Origin of the sequence: Amycolatopsis sp. NPDC058986, assembly GCF_042741125.1 — a bacterium.
Taxonomy (GTDB): Bacteria; Actinomycetota; Actinomycetes; order Mycobacteriales; family Pseudonocardiaceae; genus Amycolatopsis.
In genome coordinates this window covers 24,934-48,195 of record NZ_JBHYJW010000058.1, presented here as the reverse complement: position 1 = coordinate 48,195, position 23,262 = coordinate 24,934, and the positions used below count along the sequence as shown (strand labels likewise).

General features: G+C 69.2%; 20 protein-coding genes. 14 read left to right on the top strand and 6 right to left on the bottom strand.

Annotation, left to right across the window (positions count from 1 at the left end; all coding sequences use genetic code 11):
* The first annotated feature begins 11 nt into the window (after nucleotides 1-11).
* Nucleotides 12-1,457 (top strand): SagB/ThcOx family dehydrogenase, encoded by a 1,446-nt coding sequence (locus tag ACFW0G_RS36230; RefSeq protein WP_378330002.1) that lies wholly within the window; start codon nucleotides 12-14, stop codon nucleotides 1,455-1,457.
* A 270-nt stretch (nucleotides 1,458-1,727) separates the two neighbouring features.
* Nucleotides 1,728-2,825 (top strand): sensor histidine kinase, encoded by a 1,098-nt coding sequence (locus tag ACFW0G_RS36225; protein ID WP_378330001.1) that lies wholly within the window; start codon nucleotides 1,728-1,730, stop codon nucleotides 2,823-2,825.
* A 30-nt stretch (nucleotides 2,826-2,855) separates the two neighbouring features.
* Here the strand turns inward: ACFW0G_RS36225 and ACFW0G_RS36220 are convergent, their stop codons facing one another.
* Both ACFW0G_RS36220 and ACFW0G_RS36215 read right to left on the bottom strand, forming a co-directional pair.
* A complete protein-coding gene (locus tag ACFW0G_RS36220; protein ID WP_378330000.1) occupies nucleotides 2,856-3,461 on the bottom strand; it encodes a DNA-binding response regulator in 606 nt (201 codons plus the stop codon).
* 316 nt (nucleotides 3,462-3,777) lie between these two features.
* Nucleotides 3,778-4,524, bottom strand: a complete 747-nt coding sequence (locus ACFW0G_RS36215) for a helix-turn-helix domain-containing protein (protein ID WP_378329999.1) — start codon at nucleotides 4,522-4,524, stop codon at nucleotides 3,778-3,780.
* A gap of 485 nt (nucleotides 4,525-5,009) precedes the next feature.
* On the opposite strand from ACFW0G_RS36215, the gene ACFW0G_RS36210 reads away from it, so the two are divergent.
* Nucleotides 5,010-5,186 carry a hypothetical protein gene (locus ACFW0G_RS36210; RefSeq protein WP_378329998.1) on the top strand — a complete coding sequence of 59 codons (177 nt, stop codon included), beginning with the start codon at nucleotides 5,010-5,012 and terminating at the stop codon, nucleotides 5,184-5,186.
* A gap of 337 nt (nucleotides 5,187-5,523) precedes the next feature.
* Nucleotides 5,524-6,117 (top strand): DNA-binding response regulator, encoded by a 594-nt coding sequence (locus tag ACFW0G_RS36205; protein ID WP_378330022.1) that lies wholly within the window; start codon nucleotides 5,524-5,526, stop codon nucleotides 6,115-6,117.
* Between the two features lie 7 nt (nucleotides 6,118-6,124).
* Here ACFW0G_RS36205 and ACFW0G_RS36200 read toward each other — a convergent pair whose 3' ends face one another.
* Nucleotides 6,125-8,461 (bottom strand): sensor histidine kinase, encoded by a 2,337-nt coding sequence (locus ACFW0G_RS36200; RefSeq protein ID WP_378329997.1) that lies wholly within the window; start codon nucleotides 8,459-8,461, stop codon nucleotides 6,125-6,127.
* 203 nt (nucleotides 8,462-8,664) lie between these two features.
* Nucleotides 8,665-9,177, bottom strand: coding sequence for a DUF899 family protein (locus tag ACFW0G_RS36195; RefSeq protein ID WP_378329996.1), 513 nt, complete (start codon nucleotides 9,175-9,177; stop codon nucleotides 8,665-8,667).
* Between the two features lie 170 nt (nucleotides 9,178-9,347).
* On the opposite strand from ACFW0G_RS36195, the gene ACFW0G_RS36190 reads away from it, so the two are divergent.
* Nucleotides 9,348-9,968, top strand: a complete 621-nt coding sequence (locus tag ACFW0G_RS36190; RefSeq protein ID WP_378329995.1) for an L-threonylcarbamoyladenylate synthase — start codon at nucleotides 9,348-9,350, stop codon at nucleotides 9,966-9,968.
* A 73-nt stretch (nucleotides 9,969-10,041) separates the two neighbouring features.
* Here the strand turns inward: ACFW0G_RS36190 and ACFW0G_RS36185 are convergent, their stop codons facing one another.
* Nucleotides 10,042-10,728, bottom strand: a complete 687-nt coding sequence (locus ACFW0G_RS36185) for a winged helix-turn-helix transcriptional regulator (RefSeq protein ID WP_378329994.1) — start codon at nucleotides 10,726-10,728, stop codon at nucleotides 10,042-10,044.
* Between the two features lie 60 nt (nucleotides 10,729-10,788).
* On the bottom strand, nucleotides 10,789-11,631 hold the full coding sequence (locus ACFW0G_RS36180) for a BTAD domain-containing putative transcriptional regulator (RefSeq protein ID WP_378329993.1): 843 nt from the start codon (nucleotides 11,629-11,631) through the stop codon (nucleotides 10,789-10,791).
* 549 nt (nucleotides 11,632-12,180) lie between these two features.
* On the opposite strand from ACFW0G_RS36180, the gene ACFW0G_RS36175 reads away from it, so the two are divergent.
* The 9 genes from ACFW0G_RS36175 (at nucleotide 12,181) to ACFW0G_RS36135 (ending at nucleotide 23,052) form a co-directional block, all read left to right on the top strand.
* Nucleotides 12,181-13,092, top strand: a complete 912-nt coding sequence (locus ACFW0G_RS36175) for a helix-turn-helix transcriptional regulator (protein ID WP_378329992.1) — start codon at nucleotides 12,181-12,183, stop codon at nucleotides 13,090-13,092.
* Nucleotides 13,093-13,118: 26 nt separating this feature from the next.
* Complete coding sequence (locus ACFW0G_RS36170) at nucleotides 13,119-14,114, top strand: DUF1702 family protein (RefSeq protein WP_378329991.1); 996 nt, start codon at nucleotides 13,119-13,121, stop codon at nucleotides 14,112-14,114.
* A gap of 136 nt (nucleotides 14,115-14,250) precedes the next feature.
* Nucleotides 14,251-15,231 carry a DUF1702 family protein gene (locus ACFW0G_RS36165; RefSeq protein WP_378329990.1) on the top strand — a complete coding sequence of 327 codons (981 nt, stop codon included), beginning with the start codon at nucleotides 14,251-14,253 and terminating at the stop codon, nucleotides 15,229-15,231.
* Complete coding sequence (locus ACFW0G_RS36160) at nucleotides 15,228-17,201, top strand: CRTAC1 family protein (RefSeq protein ID WP_378329989.1); 1,974 nt, start codon at nucleotides 15,228-15,230, stop codon at nucleotides 17,199-17,201. The genes ACFW0G_RS36165 and ACFW0G_RS36160 overlap by 4 nt, the downstream gene beginning before the upstream one ends.
* Nucleotides 17,202-17,206: 5 nt before the next feature.
* The gene (locus tag ACFW0G_RS36155) at nucleotides 17,207-18,190 is read left to right on the top strand and encodes an enediyne biosynthesis protein (RefSeq protein ID WP_378329988.1); all 984 of its coding nucleotides are present in this window, start codon (nucleotides 17,207-17,209) and stop codon (nucleotides 18,188-18,190) included.
* Nucleotides 18,187-19,572: a cytochrome P450 gene (locus tag ACFW0G_RS36150; protein WP_378329987.1), complete on the top strand. Its 1,386-nt coding sequence runs from the start codon at nucleotides 18,187-18,189 to the stop codon at nucleotides 19,570-19,572. The genes ACFW0G_RS36155 and ACFW0G_RS36150 overlap by 4 nt, the downstream gene beginning before the upstream one ends.
* A gap of 55 nt (nucleotides 19,573-19,627) precedes the next feature.
* The gene (locus ACFW0G_RS36145) at nucleotides 19,628-20,194 is read left to right on the top strand and encodes a DUF5987 family protein (protein ID WP_378329986.1); all 567 of its coding nucleotides are present in this window, start codon (nucleotides 19,628-19,630) and stop codon (nucleotides 20,192-20,194) included.
* Nucleotides 20,191-21,843, top strand: a complete 1,653-nt coding sequence (locus ACFW0G_RS36140; protein ID WP_378329985.1) for a GMC family oxidoreductase N-terminal domain-containing protein — start codon at nucleotides 20,191-20,193, stop codon at nucleotides 21,841-21,843. Before ACFW0G_RS36145 ends, ACFW0G_RS36140 begins: the two co-directional genes overlap by 4 nt.
* 162 nt (nucleotides 21,844-22,005) lie before the next feature.
* Entirely contained in the window at nucleotides 22,006-23,052 is a 1,047-nt protein-coding gene (locus ACFW0G_RS36135; protein ID WP_378329984.1) for a carboxymuconolactone decarboxylase family protein, read from the top strand.
* Nucleotides 23,053-23,262: the final 210 nt, after the last annotated feature.

Below are 23,262 nucleotides of genomic sequence, written 5' to 3'. Positions count from 1 at the left end.
GGAGTTTCAGGGTGACATCGCAAGGCAGGGGCGGGCCGGGCGAGACGATCCAGCTGTGGTCGCTCACCGAGGACGCCTTGGTCGAACTCGGCGAGGACGGCTCGGTCGTCGTGGTCACCCGCTGGGGTGAATTCGAGTTCCCCGAGACCGACGAGCTGATCCGCGAATCACTGCGGCGGATGGCGCTCGGGCCCATCTCGCTGACCAATGTGGCGGCGGCCGTCCACTACGCGGAGCCCGCCACCGAGTACTGGGCCGTCGCGCTGCGCAAGGTGCTCGACCGGCTGGGTGGTTCGGTGGTGCGCACCCTCGGCCTCACCGACGGCGGGGCACCCCTGCTCTCGGCGATCCCGGTGACGCTCGCGCCGAGCTTCGCGGTCCGCCCGGTGCCCGGCGAGCAGCCGGTCAAGCTGTCCCGGTTCGTGTCGATGCGGCCCGCCGAAGGCGGGATGCTGCTGGTTTCGCCCTGCGCCCGTTACCAGGTGCTGCTCGTCCGGCACGCCGCGATCGTGATCGCCTCCTCGCTCGCGGTGCCCACCACGATCGCGCAGGTCGTCGCGGTCACCGGGCTGTCGTGGGCGGTCGTCGCGGACGTCGTGGCGTTCCTGGTGGGCGCCGGGGTCGTGCTGGCCGGTGACGAGCTGGGCGGGTTCGCCGAGGACGACGACCCGGAGCTGGGTTTCTGGGCGCCCGACGATCTGCTGTTCCACATCCGCAGCCGCACCTGGCCGAGCGCGGGCCCGCCGGACTTCGGGGCGGCGCGCGACGGGACGCCGCCGCCGGTGGTCAAGCCGGTCACCGCGGGGCCGACTTTTCCTTTGTACCGCCCCGAAATCGCCGCGGACGCGCCCGGGCCGGCGCTCACCGCGCTGCTGGAGGACGATCACGTCTGCCCGGCGTTCACCGAACGCGAGCTGGACGCGAGGCAGGTGGGTGAATTCCTCTACCGCGCCGCCAGGGTCCGTTCGGTCGGGCCGGCACACCTGCCCTCCGGGCCGAGCCATGAGGCGTCCCAACGGCCGTATTTCAGTGTCGCGTGCCTTTACGAACTCGAGCTGTACGTGAGCGTGAATCGTTGTTCCGGCCTGGCGAAGGGCGTCTACCATTACGATCCGCTCTGGCACACGCTGACCTTGATCAATGACGACGGCGCCGATCTCGGCGCGATGCTGGACATGGCGATGGTCGCGGGCGGCAGCAACCGCAGGCCGTCCCTGCTGCTGACCATCGCCACCCGGATGTCCCGGATCGCCTGGGTGCTCGGCGGCGCCGCGTACACCACGACGCTGGTCCACGTCGGGGCGCTGCAACAGGTCCTGTACCTCACCGCCAAGGGAATGGGGCTGGCCGCGCACGCCGTCCCGGTCGACGCCAGCGACCGGGTGGACCGGGCGCTGAAACTGGAATGGCCCGCCGAGGTGAGTGTCGGTGAGTGCGTTCTCGATTTCCCTTGGTGACCGGATGATCGTTTTCCGCCGCCGGCGGTAGCCGCGGGCGAAGTGCGCGCGCGATTGTTCCTTTCGGCTGGTAATCGTTTTTCCTGTTACCTTTGTCGCCACTGGGGAAGTGGGACGCGGAGGGCGACCGTGGTACCAATGGCGAAAAGGATCAGGGCAACAGGCAGACGGACGCGACCGGCGGCGGCGAACGGAGTATCCGGCGGCGCGGCGGGGTCACGAGCGGTCCCGAGTGGTCTGGACCGGTTGTCCGAAGGGCCCAGGCCGCTCATGATCTCCGCGGTGCACGGGGTGGTCTGCGCCGGGATGGCGCTCCTCGCCGCGCTCCCCGTCCTCGCGCTCGCCGCGTCCTGGTTCGCCAAGGTCATGGGGCTCGGTTACCTGGCCGGGCTGGTCGCGGTGCAGCTGACCTGCCTGGGACGGCCGGGCGGCCGGCGCCACGGCGTTCCCGCGCTCGTCGTGCAGGCCGCGCTGGGCATTCTCCCGATCCTGCAGTTCGGCGTCGCGTGGAGTGTGTTGTCGGGTTTCTTCGCGGGTGGGTTGCTGCTGGTGGCGAAGCCGATCCTCGCGATACCGGGGATGCTCGCGGTGGCCGGGGGCGTGGGGGCGCTGACCGGCTTCCCGGGGCAGGCGGGGACGGGACCGGCCGCGGCGCTGGCCACCGCCGTGACGGCGCTGATCGTGTTCGGGCTGACCTGGTCGGCCCGGCTGGCCGCCGAACGGTCCGAGACCCGTTCGGAGCTGACCCGGCGCGCGGTCGCCGAGGAGCGCATGCGGTTCTCACGGGACGCGCACGACCTGCTCGGCCTCAGCCTTTCGGCGATCACGCTCAAGGGCGAGCTGACCCACCGGCTCATCGTCGACCAGCCGCAGCGGGCGATGGAGGAGCTGGTGGAACTCCTGGACATGTCCCGCAAGGCGCTGGCCGACGTCCGCTCGGTCGCGGCGGGATACCGCGACCTCTCCCTCGACGACGAATGCCTGGCCGCGATCGGTGTCCTGCGGGCCGCCGGGGTCGAGGTGTTCGTGGACCGCGGCCCCGTCGAGTTGTCCCCGCCGGTGGCCACCACGCTGGCCACCGTGCTGCGGGAAGGCGTCACCAACGTGATCCGGCACAGCAAGGCGAGCCGGTGCCGGCTCACCCTGCGGGCTTCGGGCACCGCGGCCTGGCTGGAGCTGGTCAACGACGGCGTCCCCGAGGAGCCGGAGACGCCGTGCGCGAGCGCGGGATGCGGGCTGCGGAACCTGCGGCACCGGGTCGGCGCGCTCGGCGGGGAGCTCACCGCGGACGTGCGGCCGGACGGTTCGCACCGGTTGTTCGCCAGGGTGCCGCTGACCGCCTGCGAGGTGCGGCGCCACCTCGGGTGAGCCGGTGCGCGGGGAGGGCTGCCCGGTCGCTCAGAGCCACTCGGCTTCGGTGGCGATCCGGATCGCGTGCACCCTGTTGCGGGCGTTGAGCTTGGTGACCACCGCGGCCAGGTAGTTCCGGACGGTGCCGGGCGAGAGGAACAGCTCGGCGGCGATGTCGGCGACCGTGCGGCCCCGCGCGGTCAGGCGCAGGATCTCGACCTCGCGCGGGGTCAGCGGGCACTCGTCGGTCTCCCAGGCGGTCAGCGCGAGCTCGCTGTCGATGACCCGGCGGCCCACCGCCACCGACCGCACCGCGTTGGCGAGCTTGTCCGACGGCGCGTCCTTGAGCAGGAAGCCGTTGACCTTGGCGTCCAGTGCCCGGCGCACGGTGCCGGACCTGCCGAGCGAGGTCAGGATCAGGGTGTGGCAGCCGGGCAGGCTCGCGTGGATCTCCATCGCCGCGGTGAGCCCGTCCTTGCCGGGCAGGTCGATGTCGATCACCGCGACGTCGGGCTGCACGGCCTTCGCGGTCGGCAGGATCTCCTCACCGGAGGCGACCTCGGCGACCACCTCGATGTCGGACTCGAGGTTGAGCAGCGCGACCAGCGCACCGCGGACCATGTGCATGTCCTCGGCGAGCAATACCCTGATCACGATGGTCCTCACCCCAGTCCGTTTCCTGTTCCCCGCACACATCGTACGCCATTGTCCCGACCCGACAGTGGTATTCGGCCGCCATACCGGTGATTGCCGCGGCACCCGATCAAGCGGCGATCGTACGCATCTTGTCCGGCGACCGGCGGTATATCGCCGAGGGGAATTCGAGGCCGGGAAATGGGGCCGCTAGCGGTGTCGTCTTCGCCGCCCCATCGGCGGGATTCCCGGCCGCGGTCAGATTGTTCGGGCACGAACGATTTCCGTTGTCCCCGTCCCGCCGGTTCCCCCGTCCGGCCCACCGGGAATCCGCCGTTCAGACCGCGAGCGGCTGCGGGACCACGCGGCGCAGGTCCGGGAGTGCCAGCAGGGCCGGCGGGTCGAACCCGCGGCGGGGCCGGAGCCGGACGTCGGCGAGGCTCGCCGCGACACCTTCGTGGATGGTGACCGGCCCGGCGACACCGACGTACGGACGTGGTCCCCCGTCTTCGAGCCGGCAGGCGCCCCACGCGTGTGCCAGCACGTACCAGCGGCCGACCGGCACGTCCTGCAGGTGGTAGGGCCCGGCCCCGGTCAGGAACGTGTGCCGCGCGGGTGTCCCTTCGGTGATGCGGCCGGGGAACAGGCCGAGGAACACCATGCCGACGTCGGTGGCGGGCGGGCACCGGAGCTGGCCGCGCACGCCCGCCCCGGAACGGGCGCACTCCCGCTGTTCGGGCACGCGCGGGGTCCGCCCCCGCAGCTGCCGGTAGGACGACGGCGGAACGCCCACGCTGCTGCTGAACCGCGCGCTGAACGTGCCGACGCTGTTGTACCCGACCTGATGGCTGATGTCCGTCACCGACGTCGAGGTGGACACCAGGAGGCGCTTCGCTTCGGCCAGTCTCAGCGCCGAGAGGAACCGGCCCGGGGAAAGCCCGGTGACCTGGTTGAACACTCTCGAGAAGTGGAACTTGCTGAACATGGCCGACCGGGCCATGTCGTCGATGGTGAGCCGTTCGCCCAGGTTGTCCTGCATGGTCACGATGGCGCGTGCCACGGCGCGCCGGACGATCTCGTCCATGCTGGCCGCCCTCCTCCTCGTCGCCGGTTCCGCCGATCGTGCCGCCCAGCGAAAAGGCCGATCGGCTGAGAATTGTTTCTGCTACGACTCTAGAAGGGTTCGCGTCTACTTCTTAAGTGCTCCGTGCAATGAGTGGATATGTGTTGTCCACGGCGGGGACATGCGTTTCGCATACCCATTTCCGTGCGTCTTGAGCCGTGGTCACGTTCGGTGATCGCAGCAGGTGGGTCCCGTGTCGGCCGGTCGGACTCGTTGTCGAGGGAAGTTCGGTGTATCCGAGTCGAGCGGCTACTTCGGGTGACGATCACGAGGTGAATTCCCGCTAAATCCTCGTTCTGGTAGCTCTATCGGTCTAGTGCTGCGTGCGCTGCCCGGAGCATGAGCAAAGCACGGACGCACGGTGATGTGGGCACTGGAATTCGAGTGACCGCGAGGGGACTATTTGAAATACGTGAAACGTGCTGATTCACCACTGGGAGCAAAGAATGATCAAGGCAATTTCTGGCGATGTTGTTTCCGTCCTCGCCGACCTCGGTGTCGATGTGAAGAATTGCGATCGCTCGACCGAGCTCGAGATCGCCCACTTCGACCAGTGGGCGAATGGCAATCTCGCCCTCTCACCCACGTCGCTTTGTACATCGCCGGTTCTCGAGGCGGCCTGACCTCCGGCGGCGACCACCAGGGAGGTCGGTGCCCGGCCGGCACCGTGGCAGACCGGTCGTCGGTGGCGCGGCAGGCGCACCCGGCGACCGGTTTTCCATTTTTTTTCGAAGGCGGAATTGTGCGCTGCCGGGGGCTGGTTCTCGAACAGTGCACGAGTCACGTTTGGTGATCGGCCGAATGCGAGCGGATATCCTCACAGCCCTTTCGAACCGGTGGTCCGCCCGTTCTTCCGGCTCCGTGTGACCGCGCTACCCGAATGGCTCAACGATAGTCACCAGCGAAGTGTTTAACTGACACTCCGGGGGCGTGGCGAATGGGGGCCTGGTGATCAAGGTAATGGTTGCCGAGGACATGCACATTGTCCGAGGGGCGCTGGTCGCATTACTCCGGCTCGAGCCAGACATCGACGTCGTCGCGGAAGTCGCCTCGGGAAACGAGATCCTGCCCGTCGCGCGGTCCACCGGCGTCCAGGTGGCGGTGATCGACATCGACCTGCCGGGAAAGGACGGACTGACCGCGGCGGGGGAGCTGCACGAGCATCTGCCCGCGTGCCGGACCCTGATCCTCACCAGCCTTGGCAGGCCCGGCACCCTGCGCCGCGCGCTGGCCGCGAAGGTCAGCGGCTTCCTGCTCAAGGACGCCCCGCCGGACAAGCTCGCCAACGCCATCCGCGGCGTCGTCGCCGGACGGCGGATGGTGGACGGCGATCTCGCGCTGGCCGCGTGGGACACAGTGGACTGTCCGCTGACCGGCCGTGAGATCGACGTGCTGCGGCTGGCCGCCGAGGGCTACGAAACGGTCGAGGTTGCCGCACAGCTGTACCTCTCGGCCGGAACCGTGCGGAACTACCTCACGACCGTGGTGGCGAAGCTCAACGCGCGGAACCGGGTCGACGCGATCAGGATCGCGAAGGAGGCGGGCTGGCTGTAGCCGGGTCTCACGCCGGGACGACGGCGTGCAGCCGGAACCGGCCGTCCGGCTCGATTCCCGCGGTCAGCCTGCCGCCGAGGGCGGTCACCCGCTCGGACATGTTCTCGATCCCGCTGCTCGCCGCCTCCGTGCGGCCGTCGGCCTTGAGCGTGACCGCGCCGTTGCCAGACCGGACACCGTCGTTGACGATCTCCAGGCTCACCCTGTTCTCCACGCGCCGCACCGCGATCTCGCAGTGTTCGACCTCGCTGTGCCGGAGCACGTTCGTGACGCCTTCGCGCAGCACGACGGCGAGCACGGTGCGGACGGGCGCGGGAAGGTCCTGATGCTCCATCTCCAGCCGTACCCGGACATCCGCGGCGACCAGAATGGACTGTGCGGTGCGCGACTCGCTTTCCAGCGACAGCTCCCGATAGCCGCTGGCGACCGAACGGACGTCCGAAAGCGCCTGCCGGGTGAGGCCGAGGATCTCGTCGACCTCGTCGCTCGCCTTGTCCCGGTCCAGTTGCAGGACCCGGCAGGCGAGCTGGCTCTTCAGCGTGATGGCGGACAGCGTCATCCCGAGCAGGTCGTGCAGGTCCCTGGCGAACCGCAGCCGCTCTTCGGCGATGGCGACCTGCGCGAGACGCCTGCGGGTGTTGTCCAGCTCGGTGGCCAGCCGCAGCAGCCAGATCAGCCCGAACACGATCATGCTGGACAGCACCGCCGAGGTCGCGGCGTAGACGACGTAGGTCACCTCCACGCCCTGCGCGATGTTGATCCAGACGACACTGCCGACCGTGAGCGCGAAGACGCTCCAGCCGCCGATCGGGCGAAGCACGAGCAGCGCGTTGCCGGCGAGCATGCCGGGAATGCTCACCCAGTGTTGCTGGAGCGGGATGAGGGGCAGGTAGATCAGACACGCCTGGACGAACAGCAGGGCGTACGTCTGCGGCGACCGCAGGCGGGTGGCCGGGCGGCTGAAGTAGGACAGCTGCAGGGCGAGCAGCGCCAGCAGGTAACCGGCGGTGAGCGCGATCTGCCACCACTCGCGGGTCAGGTACAGCAGCCGCAGCTCCACCCCGATGGTGAAGGTGGTGAAGGTCGCGATGAGCAGGTTCCGGACGAGCCGCGCGTCGGCGGGAGGGCGGCCTTCGCCGGTCCCGCTCGTGGTCGTGTCCGGGATGCCGTCCGCCGGCAGGGGCAGCTCGACACCCAGGCGGTGGCGTCCGCCTTCGTCGAGCCCTGCCGACATCGTGCCGCCGAGCGCGGCGACTTCCTCGCGGAGGGCGGCGAGCTCGTCCTGGTCGATGGCGTCTTCGTCGTGGTTCCCGTCGTCGGTGACGACGAGCGAGAGCCGGTTCTGCCGCTGGGACACCGAGATCTCGCAGTGCGCGACGCCGGTGCGGCGCAGCACGTCGGTCACGCCCGCGCGCAGCGCCTTGGCCAGTGCGGACCTGGTCTGGACGGGCAGTGCGTCGTGGTCCAGATGCACCTGCACGGCGATGTCGGACGCGTTCAGCAGGGATTCCGCGGTCCGGAACTCGTTGGCCAGGGAGACCTCGCGGTACCCGCGCGCGACCGAGCGGACGTCCGAAAGGGTCTTCTGCGCGAGATCGGTGATCTCCGTCAGTGTGTGCTGGGCCTGTTCGGCCGACCGGGTGATCAGGCGGCGGACCAGCTCGCCCTTCAGCGCGATCGCGGACAGGCTCAGCCCGAGCAGGTCGTGCAGGTCCCTGGCGAACCGGAGCCGCTGTTCGGCGACCGCGCGCCGGGCCAGCTCGGACCTCGCGTCGTGCAGCTCGGTGACCATGCGGGCGAGCTTGCTCGTCAGGTAGACGTCGAGCGCGAACGTGCACATGCCGAACAGGGTGTAGAGGATGTCGACGAGGTCGCCGGTCAGCGCCGCCTGGATGACGGCCCCCGAGGCCACGACGGCCCCGAAGACCGGCCAGGCGAACCGGACCGGGAGCACCAGCAGGGCACTGCCCGCCACGAACCCGGGAAGGCCGATCCACAGCTGTCCGAAGGTGACGATGGGGAGGTAGGCGAGGACGGCCTGGCCGAACAGCATGAGCACGCTCAGCCGCGAGCGGAGCCGGGTGGTCGGCCTGCTGAAGTAGAGCAGCTGGATCGCCAGCAGCCCGGCCAGCGCCAGTACGGCGTAAGCGGTGCGGGCGAACCCGAGATTCGCGTTGAGGACGGTCGTCAGACCGACCGCGACGTGACCGAAGAAGACGACTGTGACGACGACGCGGGCGAGCAGCCACGCACGTTTCGGCCGCTGGTCGACGCTCGCGGTGCCGGGCGGCTCCGTGGGCGCGGTCAGGTGGCCTGCTTCTCTCCCGGGTACCGGAGGCGTCACACGGATCTCCTCCGGTATCTCGACGGCCGCGCCTTGTCAAAGGCTTTTGTGCAGGTGCGATCCTAACTCAGCCGAGGCCGGGACCCACGCGGTCGAAGCCGGGTCGTTGCCACGAAAAGGATTCTGTCGCCGGGGTGGGGATGAAGATTACGCCGTTCCGACGCACCATGGGCGGAACGGACTACGGCGGCGGCCGCCGGGTGCTAGCCGCACGGGGTCACCGGCGCGGGATCCAGGACGTCCAGCGCGCGCATGAGGAAGACCAGTCCGGGAACACCGATCGAGCCGATGTGGACGATCCCGTCCCCGGTGCGCCGGAAGAAGCTGACGCCGGGGATCTCGTCGTCCCACGTACCCGCCGAAACCCCGGACGTGGCGGGAAAGTCCGCGCCGAAGTCGTGGCCGATCGCCGAGTAGCAGGGCAGATCCCAGCCGAGGTTCCGCCGGTACTGCGCGAGCTTCCGGTACCGTGCACGGGAAACCATGGCGAGCCGGCAGTCCGCCCGGAACGGGCCGGACAGCATGCGCTCCACCTCGGCCGAGGAACTCGTGCGCGTGATCCGGTCGGGGATGGTGTGGTGGACGAGGAGCCACTGGCGGTCGAGGAACATTTCACGAAGCGTGACCAGACCGTTGTCTCCTTCGAAGAGATAGGCCGTCATCGGAACCGGCCGCGCGGTCCCGGATCCGGGTCTGACGAGCTCCGGCACTGTCATCGTGTATCCCTCCCGCTCCGGCGATGTCTCGCCGGGGCACCGAAAACAGGGTGCTCCGCGATTGTGCCCCCGGCGCTCTCGCCTGCGCACGGGCACGGCGGCGAAGAGCGCACGCTGGAAGACGTGCGCGCCGCCGGGCCCCCGAAGGTTTCGCGGCCTAAACTTCCGACATGGCGAAGTACTTCGACATTCATCCCGAGAACCCGCAGCGTCGCGCGCTCGGGCAGGTCGTGGACATCCTGCGTGCCGACGGGCTGATCGCGTATCCGACCGACTCCTGCTTCGCGCTCGGCTGCCAGCTGGGCAACCGGGACGGGATCGACCGGATCAGGGCGATCAGGAAGCTGGACCACCGTCACCACTTCACCCTGGTGTGCCAGGACTTCGCGCAGCTCGGCCAGTTCGTGCACGTGGACAACACGGTGTTCCGCGCCGTCAAGGCGGCCACACCCGGCCGGTACACGTTCATCCTGCCCGCCACCAAGGAGGTGCCGCGACGGCTGATGCACGAAAAGAAGAAGACGGTCGGGGTGCGCATCCCCGACCACGGTGTCACCCAGGCTCTGCTCGCCGAGCTGGGTGAACCACTGCTGTCGAGCACGCTCCTGCTGCCCGAAGCCGGTGAACCGCTGACCCAGGGCTGGGAGATCAAGGAACTGCTCGACCACGTCCTCGACGCCGTGCTGGACTCCGGCGACTGCGGGGTCGAACCGACCACGGTGATCGACTTCTCCTCGGGGGAGGCCGAGGTCGTCCGCCACGGGGCGGGCGACGCCTCCCGGTTCGAATAGCCGCGAGCGGGGACGCGAGCAGGACGCGCCGGGAGTGGGGGAGCCCGGGCGCGTCCCGCTCGCTCGGGGCGGCTCAGCGGACGCTGAGGCCTTCGGGCAGGTCGGGCGGCGCCGGGATGCGAAAGAGCCGGGTGAACAGCTCGAAGTGCTGGGGCTCGCCGTCGATGTGGACCGCTCCGCACTGCAGGGCGTCGGTGGCGCGGAGCTGGCCGGTGAGGACGTCGATGAAGACCGGGCCCTGCGGCGTGATGACGAGGTCGGCGCCGGGATGGGAGCCTTCGCCCGCCTTGACCGTTCCGTCGTCGACGATGGCGTGGACGATCATGTCGTCGGGGTGCCGGACCTCGAAGGTGATGTGGACGCCGGCGGCGGCCTCGGGGTTGAAAGTGGTGTACAGGGAAAGGATGGCGGAGTCGAGGGTGAACACCTGCTCCGGTCCGGGGTGGCCGAGTGACCGCGCGCCCCAGAGCCCGAGTTCGAGGACGATCTGGTCGAGTTCGCTGCCGTACTCGGTGAGTTCGTAGACGACCCCGGCGTCGAGCTGGGGGAGCACCTTCCGCCGGACGACGCCGGACTGCTCGAGTTCGTTGAGGCGCGCGGAAAGCAGGCTGGTCGGGATCTTCGGCAGCGTGTGCTGGAGGTCGGTGAACCGCTTCGGGCCGAGCATCAGGTCCCGGACGACGAGCAGCGCCCAGCGTTCCCCGATGATCTCCAGCGCGCGGGCGAGGCCGCAGAACTGTCCGTACGTGCGAGTTGTCATACCTCGGTCCTCACATGATCTCGATGGGGCTCAACGATTTCCGGTGATCTCCGTCTTCCGTCACACCGCTTGTTCGCCTTCGGACAACAGGTCGTGGTGCAGCACCTGGAGTTCGTCGCAGGGCTCCACGCCCAGCTCGTCGGTCAGCCTCGCGCGCAGGTCGCGGTAGACGGCCATCGCGTCGGACCGGCGGCCGCTGCGGCCGAGCGCCCGCATCAGCTGCCCGTGCAGCGCTTCGTCGAGCGGGTTCTCCGCGGCGAGCGAACGGAGTTCCCCGATCAGCTCCAGGTGCCTGCCGCTGTTGATCTCCGCCTCGAAACGCAGATGCAGGGTGCCACGCTGCTGTTCGAGCAGGTCCACGGTGTAGCCGGACAGCACCGGTCCACAGTGGACGTTGGCGAGCGGCGGGCCCGACCACAGGTCGAGCGCGGCTCGGTAGGTCATGGCCGCCTCGGCGTGGCGGTGCTGGGACTGCAGTGTCCTGCCCTGCTGCTGGAGCCGGGTGAAGGCGTGGACGTCCACCTGCGCGGGGTCGATGCGGAAGACGTAGCCCGGCGGTTTGGTGACGAGCATGGTTTCCGCGTTGGCGGCCAGCTGGTTCTGCTCGATGCACCGGCGCAGATGGTAGACGTAGGTGTGCAGCGTGGTCCGGACGCTGCGCGGTGGCTGGTTGGCCCACAGCTCGGCGATGATCGAATCGCTGTGCACCATCTTCCCCGGCCGCAGCACGAGCAGGGCGAGGAGCTGGAGGATCTTCGGCGTGGTCGGTGCGTGATCGACGCCGTCTCGGAGCACTTCGAGCGGGCCCAGCAAGGTGAAGCGGACGTCGCTGCCCGAAGGGTCGGCCGCGCCCGGAGCGTGGGCACCGGCGAACCGGTCCGACAAGCCGCTCTCGGAGTACATCAGCGAGCCTCCACTCGATAGTCTTCATCCCCAGTGCGGACCTCGTACCGAACGGCGGAAAACGGGGTCCTGACATCGAATGTGACAGAGCCTCATCGCTCGATCCAGTGAACGGACCACAAGCGGTGACGTGTGTTCCGCAGGTGTTCGTATGTGTTTCGCGGGGATCTCCGGCGGTGCCGGATCTTGCCTGTTCCGGTCTGCGCGCGGCGTGCGGAGAGCGCGTTCGCGGACGGCGTATGCCTGGCCGATAAGCCAAAAGGCGGCCGGGCGGCCGCTGTTGTCACCGAAAGCGGTGCCGCGGTCACTCTTCGCCCTCCGGGCGGGTACCGAGTCGGAGAAAGCGCTTTCCGGCAGCTGCGTAATACCCGTCGGTGACCTGCGTTTCGCATGGGCTCTCCTCTGCGTCCTTCCTGTCCTCCCCCTGCGAATCGCACGTCCAAATTGTGCGGCCGATCGGTTCTCGATCGCTTGTCGACAGCATCGCGATCGGTGGCGTCTTGGCTGAGCAGCAGGAAAAGAGCAGGAGAGAAAAGCGGGGTGGGTCTCATGGTGCTACGAGCGGTCGCGTCCTTGACGCACGAGACGATGTCCGACGAACCGGAATGCCGCGTCGCGTCTTCGGCTTCGCCGTACCCGGTGCCGCCTCCCGTGCTGCAGGCGATCTCGTCGATGCAGGCACGGTACTTCGAGCCGATCACGTTGACGGATCTGGCCTCGGAGGTGTTCGTCAGCCCGTTCCATTTCTCACGGGTGTTCGCGCGGGCCACCGGGGTGACGCCGGGGAGGTTCCTGACCGCGGTCCGGCTGTTCGAGGCCAAACGACTTCTGCTGACGACGTCGCTGACGGTGTCGGACATCGTGTGCAGCGTCGGCTACAGCAGTGTCGGGACGTTCACGAGCCGCTTCACCCAGGCCGTCGGGATGACGCCGACGCAGTACCGCGATCCCGAGGTGGGCGAGGTGCTCGTCGCCGTCGCACCGCACTTCCAGCGCCTGCCCTCGCTGCACACGCTGCGCGACACCGGGTACAACTGCTCGTCGCTGCGCGTGGGCACCGGGGTGATCACCGCCAGGATCGAGATGCCGAAGGGGGCCGCGCCCGCCGACGTCCTCGTCGGCGTCTTCGCCGACGACATCCCGCAGAGCAGCCCGGTCGCGTTCGGCGGGATGGCGGGCGCCGGTTCCGGCGAGGTGACGATCCCCGGCGTGCCGGAGGGGGAATGGACCGTGCTGGCCGTCGCCGCGCACGCACCGGGGACGCCGGGTACGACCTTCTCGGTCGGCACACTGGCCAGCCGGGTGACCGTCGGCTGTCACGGCCGGGTTCGCGCCACCTTCGCCATGCGCGAGCCGCGGCCCATCGAGCCGCCCTTCGCCGTCACGCTGGCGGAACGGCCCACACCACTGGCCGGCCGGTCGGGCCTGCCCCGGCGGCCGTACCTGCGTGCCGTCGCCTGAGCTCAACTATCCACAAAGGACGAATCATGTCGACGCTGTTCGGTTTGTTGCGCAAGAAGATGCTCGCGCCGTCGCTGGCTTCGGTGGGCTTCGCCGAGCGTGGCTTCCCGGTGACCCCGTCCGCGGCGACCGTGAAGCTCGAGGCTGTTCCGCAGGCGGTGGTGTGCGGGTTCGAATGGGCCATCGAAGGCGCGTCGCTGTGGGAACTGGAGCGACGGCTGGAGCTGGTGGAACCGGAGCAGCGCGGGTTCGCCTACGAGGGCGCGACCATGGGGTGCACCATCCTCGACGCGATGCCCGGCGGCGGCCGGAACAGAACCCGCGAACTGCTCGAAGGACCGGGAAAACCACACATCTTCCTGACCTACATCGGGATCGGGTTCGCGATGGCGAGGCTGCCGAGGCCGCTGTGGAAGAACATCCTCCCGGAACTGTCCGGGGTTCCCTATCACCCGACGATGAGCTGGCTCGCCGTGGACGGCTACGGTTTCGACCGCGCCTATTTCGACACCCGCCGCTGGGTGGACGAGCAGCATGAACCGGAACCGTATCCGTGGGCGGACCACCCCGGCTACTTCCCGCGTGCCTTCGACCAGGGGGTCGGCCGCGCGCTCTGGTTCATCCACGGCGGTGATCCGCGCGCGGTGGCCGAGGCGGCGGAGCGTTTTCCCGAGCGGCGGCGCCCGGACCTGTGGAGCGGGATCGGGCTGGCCGCGACGTTCGCGGGCGGGTGCGACCGGGCCGGGCTCGCCGAACTGCGCCGCGCGTCCGGGCCGCACCACGACGAACTGGCGCTCGGCGTCGTGTTCGCGGTGAAGGCGAGGACCTTCTCCTCTTTCGTGCCAAGGCACACGATGACCGCCGCCGGGATACTCGCCGGCCTCACCGTGGAGGCGGCCCGCGTACTGGCCGACCGCACCGAGGTGGCATCGGACTTCGAGGCACCCGAACCACCGTACGAGGTGTGGCGGGACCGGATCCGGGCCGAGTTCTCCGCGGGCGACCAGCGCCGGGCGGGCTGACTCGCCGCCGCGGCGTGGCCGGGCAAGGCAGGAGAACCGCGGGGCAACGGTGAAGTAGACCGGCCTTCACGAAATATGTGAGCCTGAGTGAAAGAAATGCACGGAAGATTTTCCTACCCGCAAGGGGGAGAGTGCGTTGGGCAATGGTTGGCGCGCGCTCAGGCGCCGTATCCTGACTCCGGACGTCTCGGAGACCTCGCTGGACAAGCGTGGTTTCCACAAGAAGAGCCCAGCCGCTCAGGAATTGCTGGAGACGGTGGGTGAAAAGTTCCTCCTCGGGTACGCGCACGCGGTGGAGGCACGGTCGTATCGGCAGGCCGAAGAATGGCTGGAGCGCATTCCCGCGCAGTTCAGGGGATTCGCCTACGAGGGCGCGGGAATGGGCTACGCGATGCTCGACGGGCTGCCCGGCGGCGGCCGTTCGCACATCACGGACTTCCTCGACGGCCCCGGGGACAAGCACAACTACATCATCTACGTCGGTGTCGGCTGGGCGATGGCGCGGCTGCCCCGGTTCCGCTGGCCGTCGCCGTCGGACTTCGACCCGTTGCTGCGCTGGCTCGTCCTCGACGGCTACGGCTTCCATCAGGCCTACTTCAGGACCGAGAAGTACGTGCGGCAGCAGTATCAGGAGCAGGGATTCCCCTGGCCGGACAAGGAACGGAGCGCGTACGCGCTGCGGGCCATCGACCAGGGAATCGGGCGGGCGCTGTGGTTCATCTGCGGCACCGACGTCGACCTCGTGACCGAAACGATCGCCGGGTTCGCGCCGGAGCGGCACGGTGATCTGTACGCGGGCGTCGGCCTGGCTTCGACGTACGCGTGCGGGGTCGACGCGGAAGAACTACGGAAGCTGGCCGAGTTCGCGGGCAAGCACCGCGGCAGGCTCGCACAGGGCAGCGCGTTCGCCGCGGAGGCCCGCGTCCGCGCGGGTCTGCTCATCCCCGAAACGGAGGTCGCCACCGAGGCGATCTGCGGGCTGCCCGCCACCCGCGCGGCAGCGATCACGCAGGAGGTCCGCCCGGCGGTGGTGGTCGACGGCGACCTGCCGGCTTTCGAGACCTGGCGGCAGGAGATCGCCGACGGAGTGTTGGCACACGGAGGTGTGGAGGAATGACCGCGACCTTGGGCTGGCTGCGCAGGCAGCTGGCGGGCATCGTGGCGTTGGTGCTGGTGCTGGGATTGTTCATGGTCGCCCGGCTGCCCAGCGTCTCCGCTTCGGAACAGGACACGATGGCGTCGAAGTACGCCTTCCAGCCGATGTCGATCGCGCTGCCCGCGGCGAAGAAGCAGCAGTCGATCCGGCCGGTGAACAAGACCTACGAGCACATCCGGGCCTGGGTCTCCTCGGTCGGTGCCGGGATCGCGATGGCGGATCTGTCGGGCACGGGCAAACCCAAGGACCTGTGCCTCGTCGACCCGCGCAGCGACCAGGTGGTCGTGACACCGGTGCCGACGTCGGGCCCCCGGTACGCGCCGTTCGCGCTGGACGAGGCCCCGCTGCCGACGAACCCGAACATCGCGCCGATGGGTTGTGTCGCGGGCGACTTCAACGAGGACGGCCGCACCGATCTGCTGGTCTACTACTGGGGCCGCACCCCGGTCCTGTTCCTGGCCAAGGCGGACGCCGCGAAGTTCGACGCGAGCGCGTACGAACCGGTCGAGCTGCTGCCGGGCGAAAACCGCGCCAAGGACGGCACGTACAACGGTCCCAAGTGGAACACCAACGCGGCCACCGTCGGGGACTTCGACGGGGACGGGCACCAGGACATCTTCATCGGGAACTACTTCCCCGACAGCGCCGTGCTCGACCCGGATGCCGACGGCGGTGTGCAGATGAACCAGTCGATGTCGCACGCGCCCAACAGCGGCGGGAAGCACATCTTCCGCTTCACCGGTGCGTCCGCGGGTGCGAAGCCGGCGGCGGCCTTCGCCCACGAGCCCAAGGCCATCCCCGAGGCACTGCAGATGGGCTGGTCGCTCGCGGCGAGCGCGACCGATGTGGACGGTGACGGGCTGCCCGAGCTCTACATCGGCAACGACTTCGGCCACGACCGCCTGCTGTACAACAAGTCCAAGCCCGGACACGTCGAGTTCGCCGAGGTCACCGGGGTCCGCGGGATCACCGATCCGAAGTCCAAGGTGCTCGGCAACGACTCCTTCAAGGGCATGGGCGTCGATTTCGGTGACCTGAACCACGACGGCCTGTACGACATGTACGTCTCGAACATCACCACCTCGTGGGGTATCGAGGAGAGCAACTTCCAGTTCATGAACACGGCCAAGGACACCGCGGACCTGCGGGCGAAACTGGCCAAGGGCGAGGCGCCGTGGACCGATCGCAGCGCCGAGGCGGGCACCGCGTGGTCCGGCTGGGGCTGGGACGTCAAGATCGCCGACTACAACAACAGCGGCGACGCGGTGATCACCCAGGCGACCGGGTTCGTCAAGGGCCAGGTCAACCGGTGGCCGCAGCTGCAGGAACTGGCCACGGCGCACGACGGGCTGCTGTCCAACCCGTTCTGGTGGCCGAACGTCCGCGCCGGTGACGACATCGGCGGTGACCAGACGCTGCACTTCTTCGCCAAGAGCCCCGGCGGTCGCTATGTCGACCTCGCGCCGAAGCTGGGACTCGCCGTCCCGGTGCCCACGCGCGGTATCGCGGTCGGTGACCCGGACGGGACCGGTCTGCTCGACTTCGCCGTCGCCCGGCAATGGGAAGCGCCGGTGTACTACCACAACGTCAGCCCGAAGCCCGGGAAGTTCCTGGAGCTGGAACTGACCACCGACGCGGCGAAGTCGGCGGGTCCGCTGACCGCGCCGGGCAGCCCGGCGATCGGCGCCGAGGTCACCGTGACCACGGCCGACGGCAGGAAGTACATCGACCGCGTGGACGGCGGCAGCGGCCACTCCGGCCGGCGCAGCCACCAGGTCCACATCGGACTCGGGGAGAACGTGTCCGGCCCGCTGAACGTGCACCTGCAGTGGCGGGACCGCACCGGCCAGCTCCGGCAGCAGGATCTGAAGCTGGAGCCCGGCTGCCACATGTTCCAGCTCGGTACCCAGGCCATCCAGGAAGGAATGTGACGGTCATGGCCCAGACAACGGCCCCGGCGCCGCCGAGGCACACCAACAAGGTCGTGACCGCGCTCCGGCGGTTCGCCATCTCGATCACCGTGTTCAACATCGTCGGCTACACCGTGCTCGGCTTCGAGCAGCCGTGGCTGTACCCGTTCATCGCGCTGGCGACCGCCTATGTCACGGAGATCGGCCTCGAGATCATCGGCGCCAACGCGCAGAAGCGGCCGGTCCGGTTCAAGGGCAACGGGTTCAAGGGGCTCGCCGAGTTCCTGCTCCCCGCGCACATCACCGGGCTCGCGCTGAACATGCTGACCTACGTCAACGACCAGTGGCTGGTCATGGTGTTCGGCGTGGCCGTGGCCGTCGGGGCGAAGTGGGTCCTGCAGGCGCCGGTGCGGGGCAGGCTGCGGCACTACATGAACCCGTCGAACTTCGGCATCACGGTGATCCTGCTGGTGTTCCCGTGGGCGAGCATCGCCCCGCCGTACCACTTCACCGAGAAGGTCGACACCTGGATCGGCTGGCTGATCGTGGGCATCATCATCGTGTCGGGCACGGTGCTCAACGCGATGCTGACCCAGCGGATGTGGCTGATCGGGGCGTGGCTGATCACCTTCGCGCTGCAGGCCGTCGCGCGTGGCCTCGTCTTCGACACCGCGATCCCCGGCGCGCTGGGCATGATGACCGGCGTGGCGTTCGTGCTCTACACGAACTACATGGTCACCGACCCGGGTACGTCACCGTCGAAGCCGTCTTCGCAGATCCTGTTCGGCTCCGGGGTGGCGCTGGCGTACGGATTCTTCATGGTCGTGCACGTCGCCTACGGGCTGTTCCTCGCCACGGCGGCGGTGTGCCTGATCCGCGGATTGTTCCTGTGGGGCCTGCACTTCTCGAACAAGGCACGGCTGAAGTTCGAGGCGGAGCAGGCGAAGCTGGCGCAGCTGCCGAGTTCTGCCGGTGAAACGAAACCCGACACCGGGGCCATCGCGGCATGAGTGACCACCAGGACCCGGCCCGGACGGCGCTGCCCGCGCCGCCCGGGCCGCCGCGGCGGCAGACGGTCAAGCTGCTCAGGCAGTTGTTCACCGACCGGCTCGCGCTCATGACGGACTCGGCGGCCGGGTACGGCGACGTGGTCCGTATCGCGATCGGGCCGAAGGCGATGTACCTGGTGAACCATCCGGAGCTGGCCAAGCACGTCCTCGCGGACAACAGTGCCAACTACCACAAGGGAATCGGCCTGCAGGAAGCCCGGCGCGCACTCGGGGACGGGCTGCTCACCAGCGACGGCGAGACCTGGCGTGCCCAGCGCCGGACGATCCAGCCGGTGTTCCAGCCCAAGCGGATCGCGCGCCAGGCGGAGCTCGTGGCGTCCGAAGTGGACGGTCTGGTCGGCAGGCTCGCGGCACACGACGGCCCGGTCGAGATCCTGCACGAGATGACCGGCCTGACGCTGGGCGTGCTCGGCAAGACGCTGCTCGACGCGGAACTCGGCGGGTACGAAACGCTCGGCCACTCCTTCGAGGCCGTGCAGGACCAGGCGATGTTCGAGGCCGTCACGCTGAGCATGGTGCCGGAATGGGCGCCGCTGCCCAAACAGCTGCGGTTCCGTACCGCGCGCGACGATCTGCGCCGGATCGCCGACGAACTGGTCGAGCAGCGGCTGGCGAACCCGGTCGAGGGCGGCGAAGACGTGCTGTCCCGCCTCATCGCCTCGGCCGGTGACGACGTCGAAGGCGCCCGTGAACGGATGCGGGACGAGCTGATCACCCTGCTGCTGGCCGGGCACGAGACGACGGCGAGCACGCTGGGATGGGCGTTCCACCTGATCGACGAGCACCCCGAGGTCGGCGAGCGGCTGCACGCCGAAGCCGTCGAGGTGCTCGGCGATCGGCTGCCGGCGCACGAGGATCTGCGGAAGCTGCGCTACACCGCGATGGTCGTCGAGGAGGTCATGCGGCTGTACCCGCCGGTGTGGCTGCTGCCGCGTGTCGCGCAGGCCGACGACGAGATCGGCGGCTACCACGTCCCGGCGGGCTCCGACGTCGTCGTGGTGCCCTACACCCTGCACCGGCATCCGGGCTACTGGGCCGATCCGGAACGGTTCGACCCCGAACGGTTCGATCCGGACAATCCGGCGGGCAGGCCGCGGTACGCCTACATCCCGTTCGGCGCGGGGCCGCGGTTCTGTATCGGCAACAGCCTCGGCGTGCTGGAGGCGGTGTTCGTGCTCGCCATGGTTTCCCGCGACCTGCGGCTGCGCAAGCTGCCCGGCTACGAGGTCGTCCCGGAGGCGATGCTCTCGCTGCGGGTGCGGGGCGGGCTGCCGATGACCGTGCACGCCAGGACCAGCCAGACGCGGTCGCTGGCCGCGTAAATCCATTATGGACAGTGCCGTCGGCGCTGCCCGGTTTCGACGAGGAGGTAGGCCGGTGTCCCCAGCCACCGACGAGGAACGCGTCAAGATCCTGACTCTGGAGGCCTACGCCGACACGATCGTGCCGGGGGAGAAGCGGTCCGAGGACGACCGTGCCGTCGCCGGGGCCTCGGCGGGTCCCGGCGCGGTCGAGGCGGGCGCGCTCGAACTGCTGCACACCGACGCGACCGGCGTGACCGCCGGGCTGCCCTACCTGGCCCAGTCGCTCAACGACCACGCCAAGACGTACGCGGGCGAGCACGGCGTGGTGCTCGACGACGACGTACCGCCGTTCGTGGCCCTGCCGTTCGAACACCGGACCGCGCTGGTGCGGCAGCTGACCGCCCCGGGACATCCGGAGAAGGACGGCTGGGTGAGCCTCGCGTTGTTCAGCAACATGGCCTACGACAGCGCAGCGCACCTGCACACCGCCGACGCGATCCGCGCGGGGCACCCCGGCCTGCTGGCGATGGGCTACCGCGAGCCGGACGCCGACGGGTTCTGGCGGTTCCCAAAGTTCTCCTACGGCCGGAAGCTGGCCGAAGTCCACCCCGACACGACGCCTTCAGGGAGCCCAGCGTGAGCGCGATCGAGAAGACCGACGTCGTCATCGTCGGCAGCGGTTTCGGCGGCTCGATCCCCGCCTACCACCTCGCGGCGGGCGGGGCGAAGGTCACCGTGCTGGAGCGGGGCCCGTGGCTGGCCACCGACGAGTTCGAACACGACTACCTGCTCGGCTCGTCCTACACCCGCGCGTTCGACTTCGTCGTCGGCGACGGCATGAGCGTGCTCGGCGGCAACTGCGTCGGCGGCGGCAGCGTGGTCTACTTCGCCGCGATGCCGCGTGCCCCGCGGTTCGTGTTCGAACGGCACGGCAGCATCGGCCGCCGGATGTGGCCGTCGGTTCTTTCCCGGGACGCGCTGGAGCCTTGGTACGACCGGGTTTCCGAATCGCTCCCGGTGTCCACACAGGACTGGAACGACGTGTCCTACGCCGGCGGGCTGTGGGCGGCGGCGTGTCACCACTCCGGGCGCACCGCGAACCCGGCGCCGGTCGCCGTCGACAACGACCGCTGTGTCAACTGCAACTTCATGATGGCGGGCTGCAAGTTCGACGCCAAACGCTCGCTGCTGACGAACTACCTGCCAGCGGCGCTCGCGCACGGTGCGAAGATCCGGCCGTTGCACGAGGTGCAGAAGCTGGAGCGCACCGAGGACGGGGACTACCGGGTGCACTTCACCGTCGTCGACGACGAGGACTACCGGGTGCACACCGGCTCGGGCGTGATCGACGCGAAGATCGTCATCATCGCCGCCGGCGCGGGCGCCACCCCGGTGATCCTCCAGCGCTCGGAGGCCACGCTGGGCACCATGCCGCACGCGGTCGGCCGGTACTTCTCCGGCAACGGCGAGCGGCTCAACACCGCGATTCTCAACGAGGACAAGGTGCGTGAGGTGCTCGGACTGTCCCGTGAGGACGGTCTGGCGTACGCGGCCAACCACATCGGCAAGGGCCCGACCGTGGCGAACTGGGACAAGCTCGACGGGTCCCTGCCCGAGTACGAGCGGTACTCGCTGGAGCAGCTGTACTTCCCGCCGGGGCTGGGCACGATCCTCGCGCAGGTCCCCGGCGGCGACGAACCTCGGTGGTTCGGGGTGCAGAAGAAGGAAATGCTCAAGCAGTGGGCGTCCTGGCTGACGATCTTCCTGATGACCGAGGACGACAACGAGGGCGTGTTCGGCACTCCACCGCCGACCGGCAACGCGTACCGCATCTCGCAGCAGATGCTCGGCCGCGGCGCGCTGCGCTACGACCCGACCGAGAACACCCGCCGCGGCTGGGCGCTCGCGGACGCGGAGTGCAAGGAGATCATGGAAAAGGACGGCCTGGCGAAGGTCGCGCCGTGGACCAACGACGTCGTCGGCGCCTACACGGTGCACCCGCTGGCCTCGTGCCGGATCGGCGACGACCCGGACACCTCCGCGCTGCACCCGAACCACGAGCTGCGTAACCACCCGGGCATTTTCGTCACCGACAGCGCGTCGGTGCCGGGTGCGCTGACGGTCAACCCGGCGATGACCATCGCCGCGCTCGCCGAACGCGCCGTACCCGGCATCGTCCGCGCCGCCCGGGAACGCGGCGTCGACGTCACCTACGGCGCCCCGGCCCCCGACGGCTCCATCACCGGCCGCCGCGCCGTCAGCAAGCTCAGCCTCGTCGCAGGCAACTGAGGCACGAAACCGCGATCTCGCGTGATCAGAGACGTATCTCGCGTGATTGAGCGGAGATCTCGCGTGATTGGACGAGATCTCCGTCCAATCACGCGAGTGCGCTCTCCAATCACGTGAGTGCGCTTTCTGATCACGTGAGTTCGCCGGTGACGGGAGGTCGGGATGACGCCGGGAGTGGTGCGGCTCGCGTTGCGGCGGGCGGTGCGGGAGGTGCGGTACGTCGAGGTGGTGCGGGCCCGGCGGGCGAAGGGGCTCGTCGGGCAGGTGTACCGGCAGATCGAGCGGGACTTCGGGATGCTCGCGCCGCCGGTCGCGCTGCACGCGGCCGCGCCGCCGGTGCTGGCCGCCGCGTGGGCGATGCTGCGGGAGTCGCTGATCGCGGGCGGGGCGGCGAGCCGGGTGGCCAAGGAGGTCGTCGCGACGTCGGTGTCCGAGGGGAACGCGTGCCCGTACTGCGTCGAGGTGCACGGGATGACGCTCGGCTCGCTGGGCTCACCCGCCGAGGCCGCCATGATCGAGAGTGGCGAGTGCGCCGCGATCGAGGACACGGACACCCGGGAGCTGGCGCGGTGGGCACGGGGAGAAGGGCCGCTCCCCGACGGCATCTCTCCGTCGACGGCGGCGGAGCTGACCGCGGTCGCCGTCGTCTTCCACTACCTCAACCGGATGGTGAACGTCTTCCTCGGCCCGTCGCCGCTGCCGCCCGCGGTTCCCTCCTCGGCGCGGCCGAAAGTCCGGGACGTCCTCGGCCGGTTCCTCAAACCTGGGACGCCACCGAAGCCGGGCGCAGCGCTCGATCTGCTGCCGAAGTCCGCTGTGGAGAGTCCACTATGGACAAACGAAAACCCGGTCATCGCCGACGCTTTCGCCAGGGCGGGGGAAACGATCATCACGGCGGCGAGCTGGATCCCGCCGGGCGTCCGGCGGCTGGTGACGCGCGAGGTGGCCGTCTGGGACGGACGGCCACCCGGGCTGAGCCGGGCCTGGCTGGACCCCGTGGTCGCCGAGCTGCCCGAGGACGAACGTCCGGCCGCCCGGCTCGCCCTGCTCGTGGCGAAGGCGGCATACCAGGTGGACGCCGACGTCGTCCACGATTCCGGCCTCGGCGATCGAGGCCTGATCGAACTGACGGCGTGGGCGAGTTTCACCGCCGCCGCCGAACTGGGGTCCCGTCCGCGTCACGGCGCGGCTCGCCGGGTGATGCCCTGACGGAGCGCCGATTACGGGACCGTGCGGACATATTCGCCCGGCACACAGGGAGAAGACGGGAAGGGGGCCTCGGATTCATGCTTGATCGGACTGCGCGAAACGGACCGGGGCCGGTGACGTCTCGGCAGGCACGACAGCGGGACGGTGCCCGGAGGTGCGGCAGGGCCGGGTGGCCCGACGAACGGCCTGAGAGCTAATGGGAGTGCGGTG

What these genes read in the sequence shown, in the direction of transcription:
- ACFW0G_RS36215 (WP_378329999.1), bottom strand. Translation starts at nt 4,524, where the DNA reads ATGGACGAGATCGTCCGGCGCGCCGTGGCACGCGCCATCGTGACCATG.
- ACFW0G_RS36195 (WP_378329996.1), bottom strand. Translation starts at nt 9,177, where the DNA reads ATGACAGTGCCGGAGCTCGTCAGACCCGGATCCGGGACCGCGCGGCCG.
- ACFW0G_RS36210 (WP_378329998.1), top strand. Translation starts at nt 5,010, where the DNA reads ATGATCAAGGCAATTTCTGGCGATGTTGTTTCCGTCCTCGCCGACCTC.
- ACFW0G_RS36135 (WP_378329984.1), top strand. Translation starts at nt 22,006, where the DNA reads ATGACGCCGGGAGTGGTGCGGCTCGCGTTGCGGCGGGCGGTGCGGGAG.
- ACFW0G_RS36180 (WP_378329993.1), bottom strand. Translation starts at nt 11,631, where the DNA reads ATGTACTCCGAGAGCGGCTTGTCGGACCGGTTCGCCGGTGCCCACGCT.
- ACFW0G_RS36190 (WP_378329995.1), top strand. Translation starts at nt 9,348, where the DNA reads ATGGCGAAGTACTTCGACATTCATCCCGAGAACCCGCAGCGTCGCGCG.
- ACFW0G_RS36150 (WP_378329987.1), top strand. Translation starts at nt 18,187, where the DNA reads ATGAGTGACCACCAGGACCCGGCCCGGACGGCGCTGCCCGCGCCGCCC.
- ACFW0G_RS36170 (WP_378329991.1), top strand. Translation starts at nt 13,119, where the DNA reads ATGTCGACGCTGTTCGGTTTGTTGCGCAAGAAGATGCTCGCGCCGTCG.
- ACFW0G_RS36205 (WP_378330022.1), top strand. Translation starts at nt 5,524, where the DNA reads ATGGTTGCCGAGGACATGCACATTGTCCGAGGGGCGCTGGTCGCATTA.
- ACFW0G_RS36175 (WP_378329992.1), top strand. Translation starts at nt 12,181, where the DNA reads ATGGTGCTACGAGCGGTCGCGTCCTTGACGCACGAGACGATGTCCGAC.
- ACFW0G_RS36225 (WP_378330001.1), top strand. Translation starts at nt 1,728, where the DNA reads ATGATCTCCGCGGTGCACGGGGTGGTCTGCGCCGGGATGGCGCTCCTC.
- ACFW0G_RS36160 (WP_378329989.1), top strand. Translation starts at nt 15,228, where the DNA reads ATGACCGCGACCTTGGGCTGGCTGCGCAGGCAGCTGGCGGGCATCGTG.
- ACFW0G_RS36185 (WP_378329994.1), bottom strand. Translation starts at nt 10,728, where the DNA reads ATGACAACTCGCACGTACGGACAGTTCTGCGGCCTCGCCCGCGCGCTG.
- ACFW0G_RS36155 (WP_378329988.1), top strand. Translation starts at nt 17,207, where the DNA reads ATGGCCCAGACAACGGCCCCGGCGCCGCCGAGGCACACCAACAAGGTC.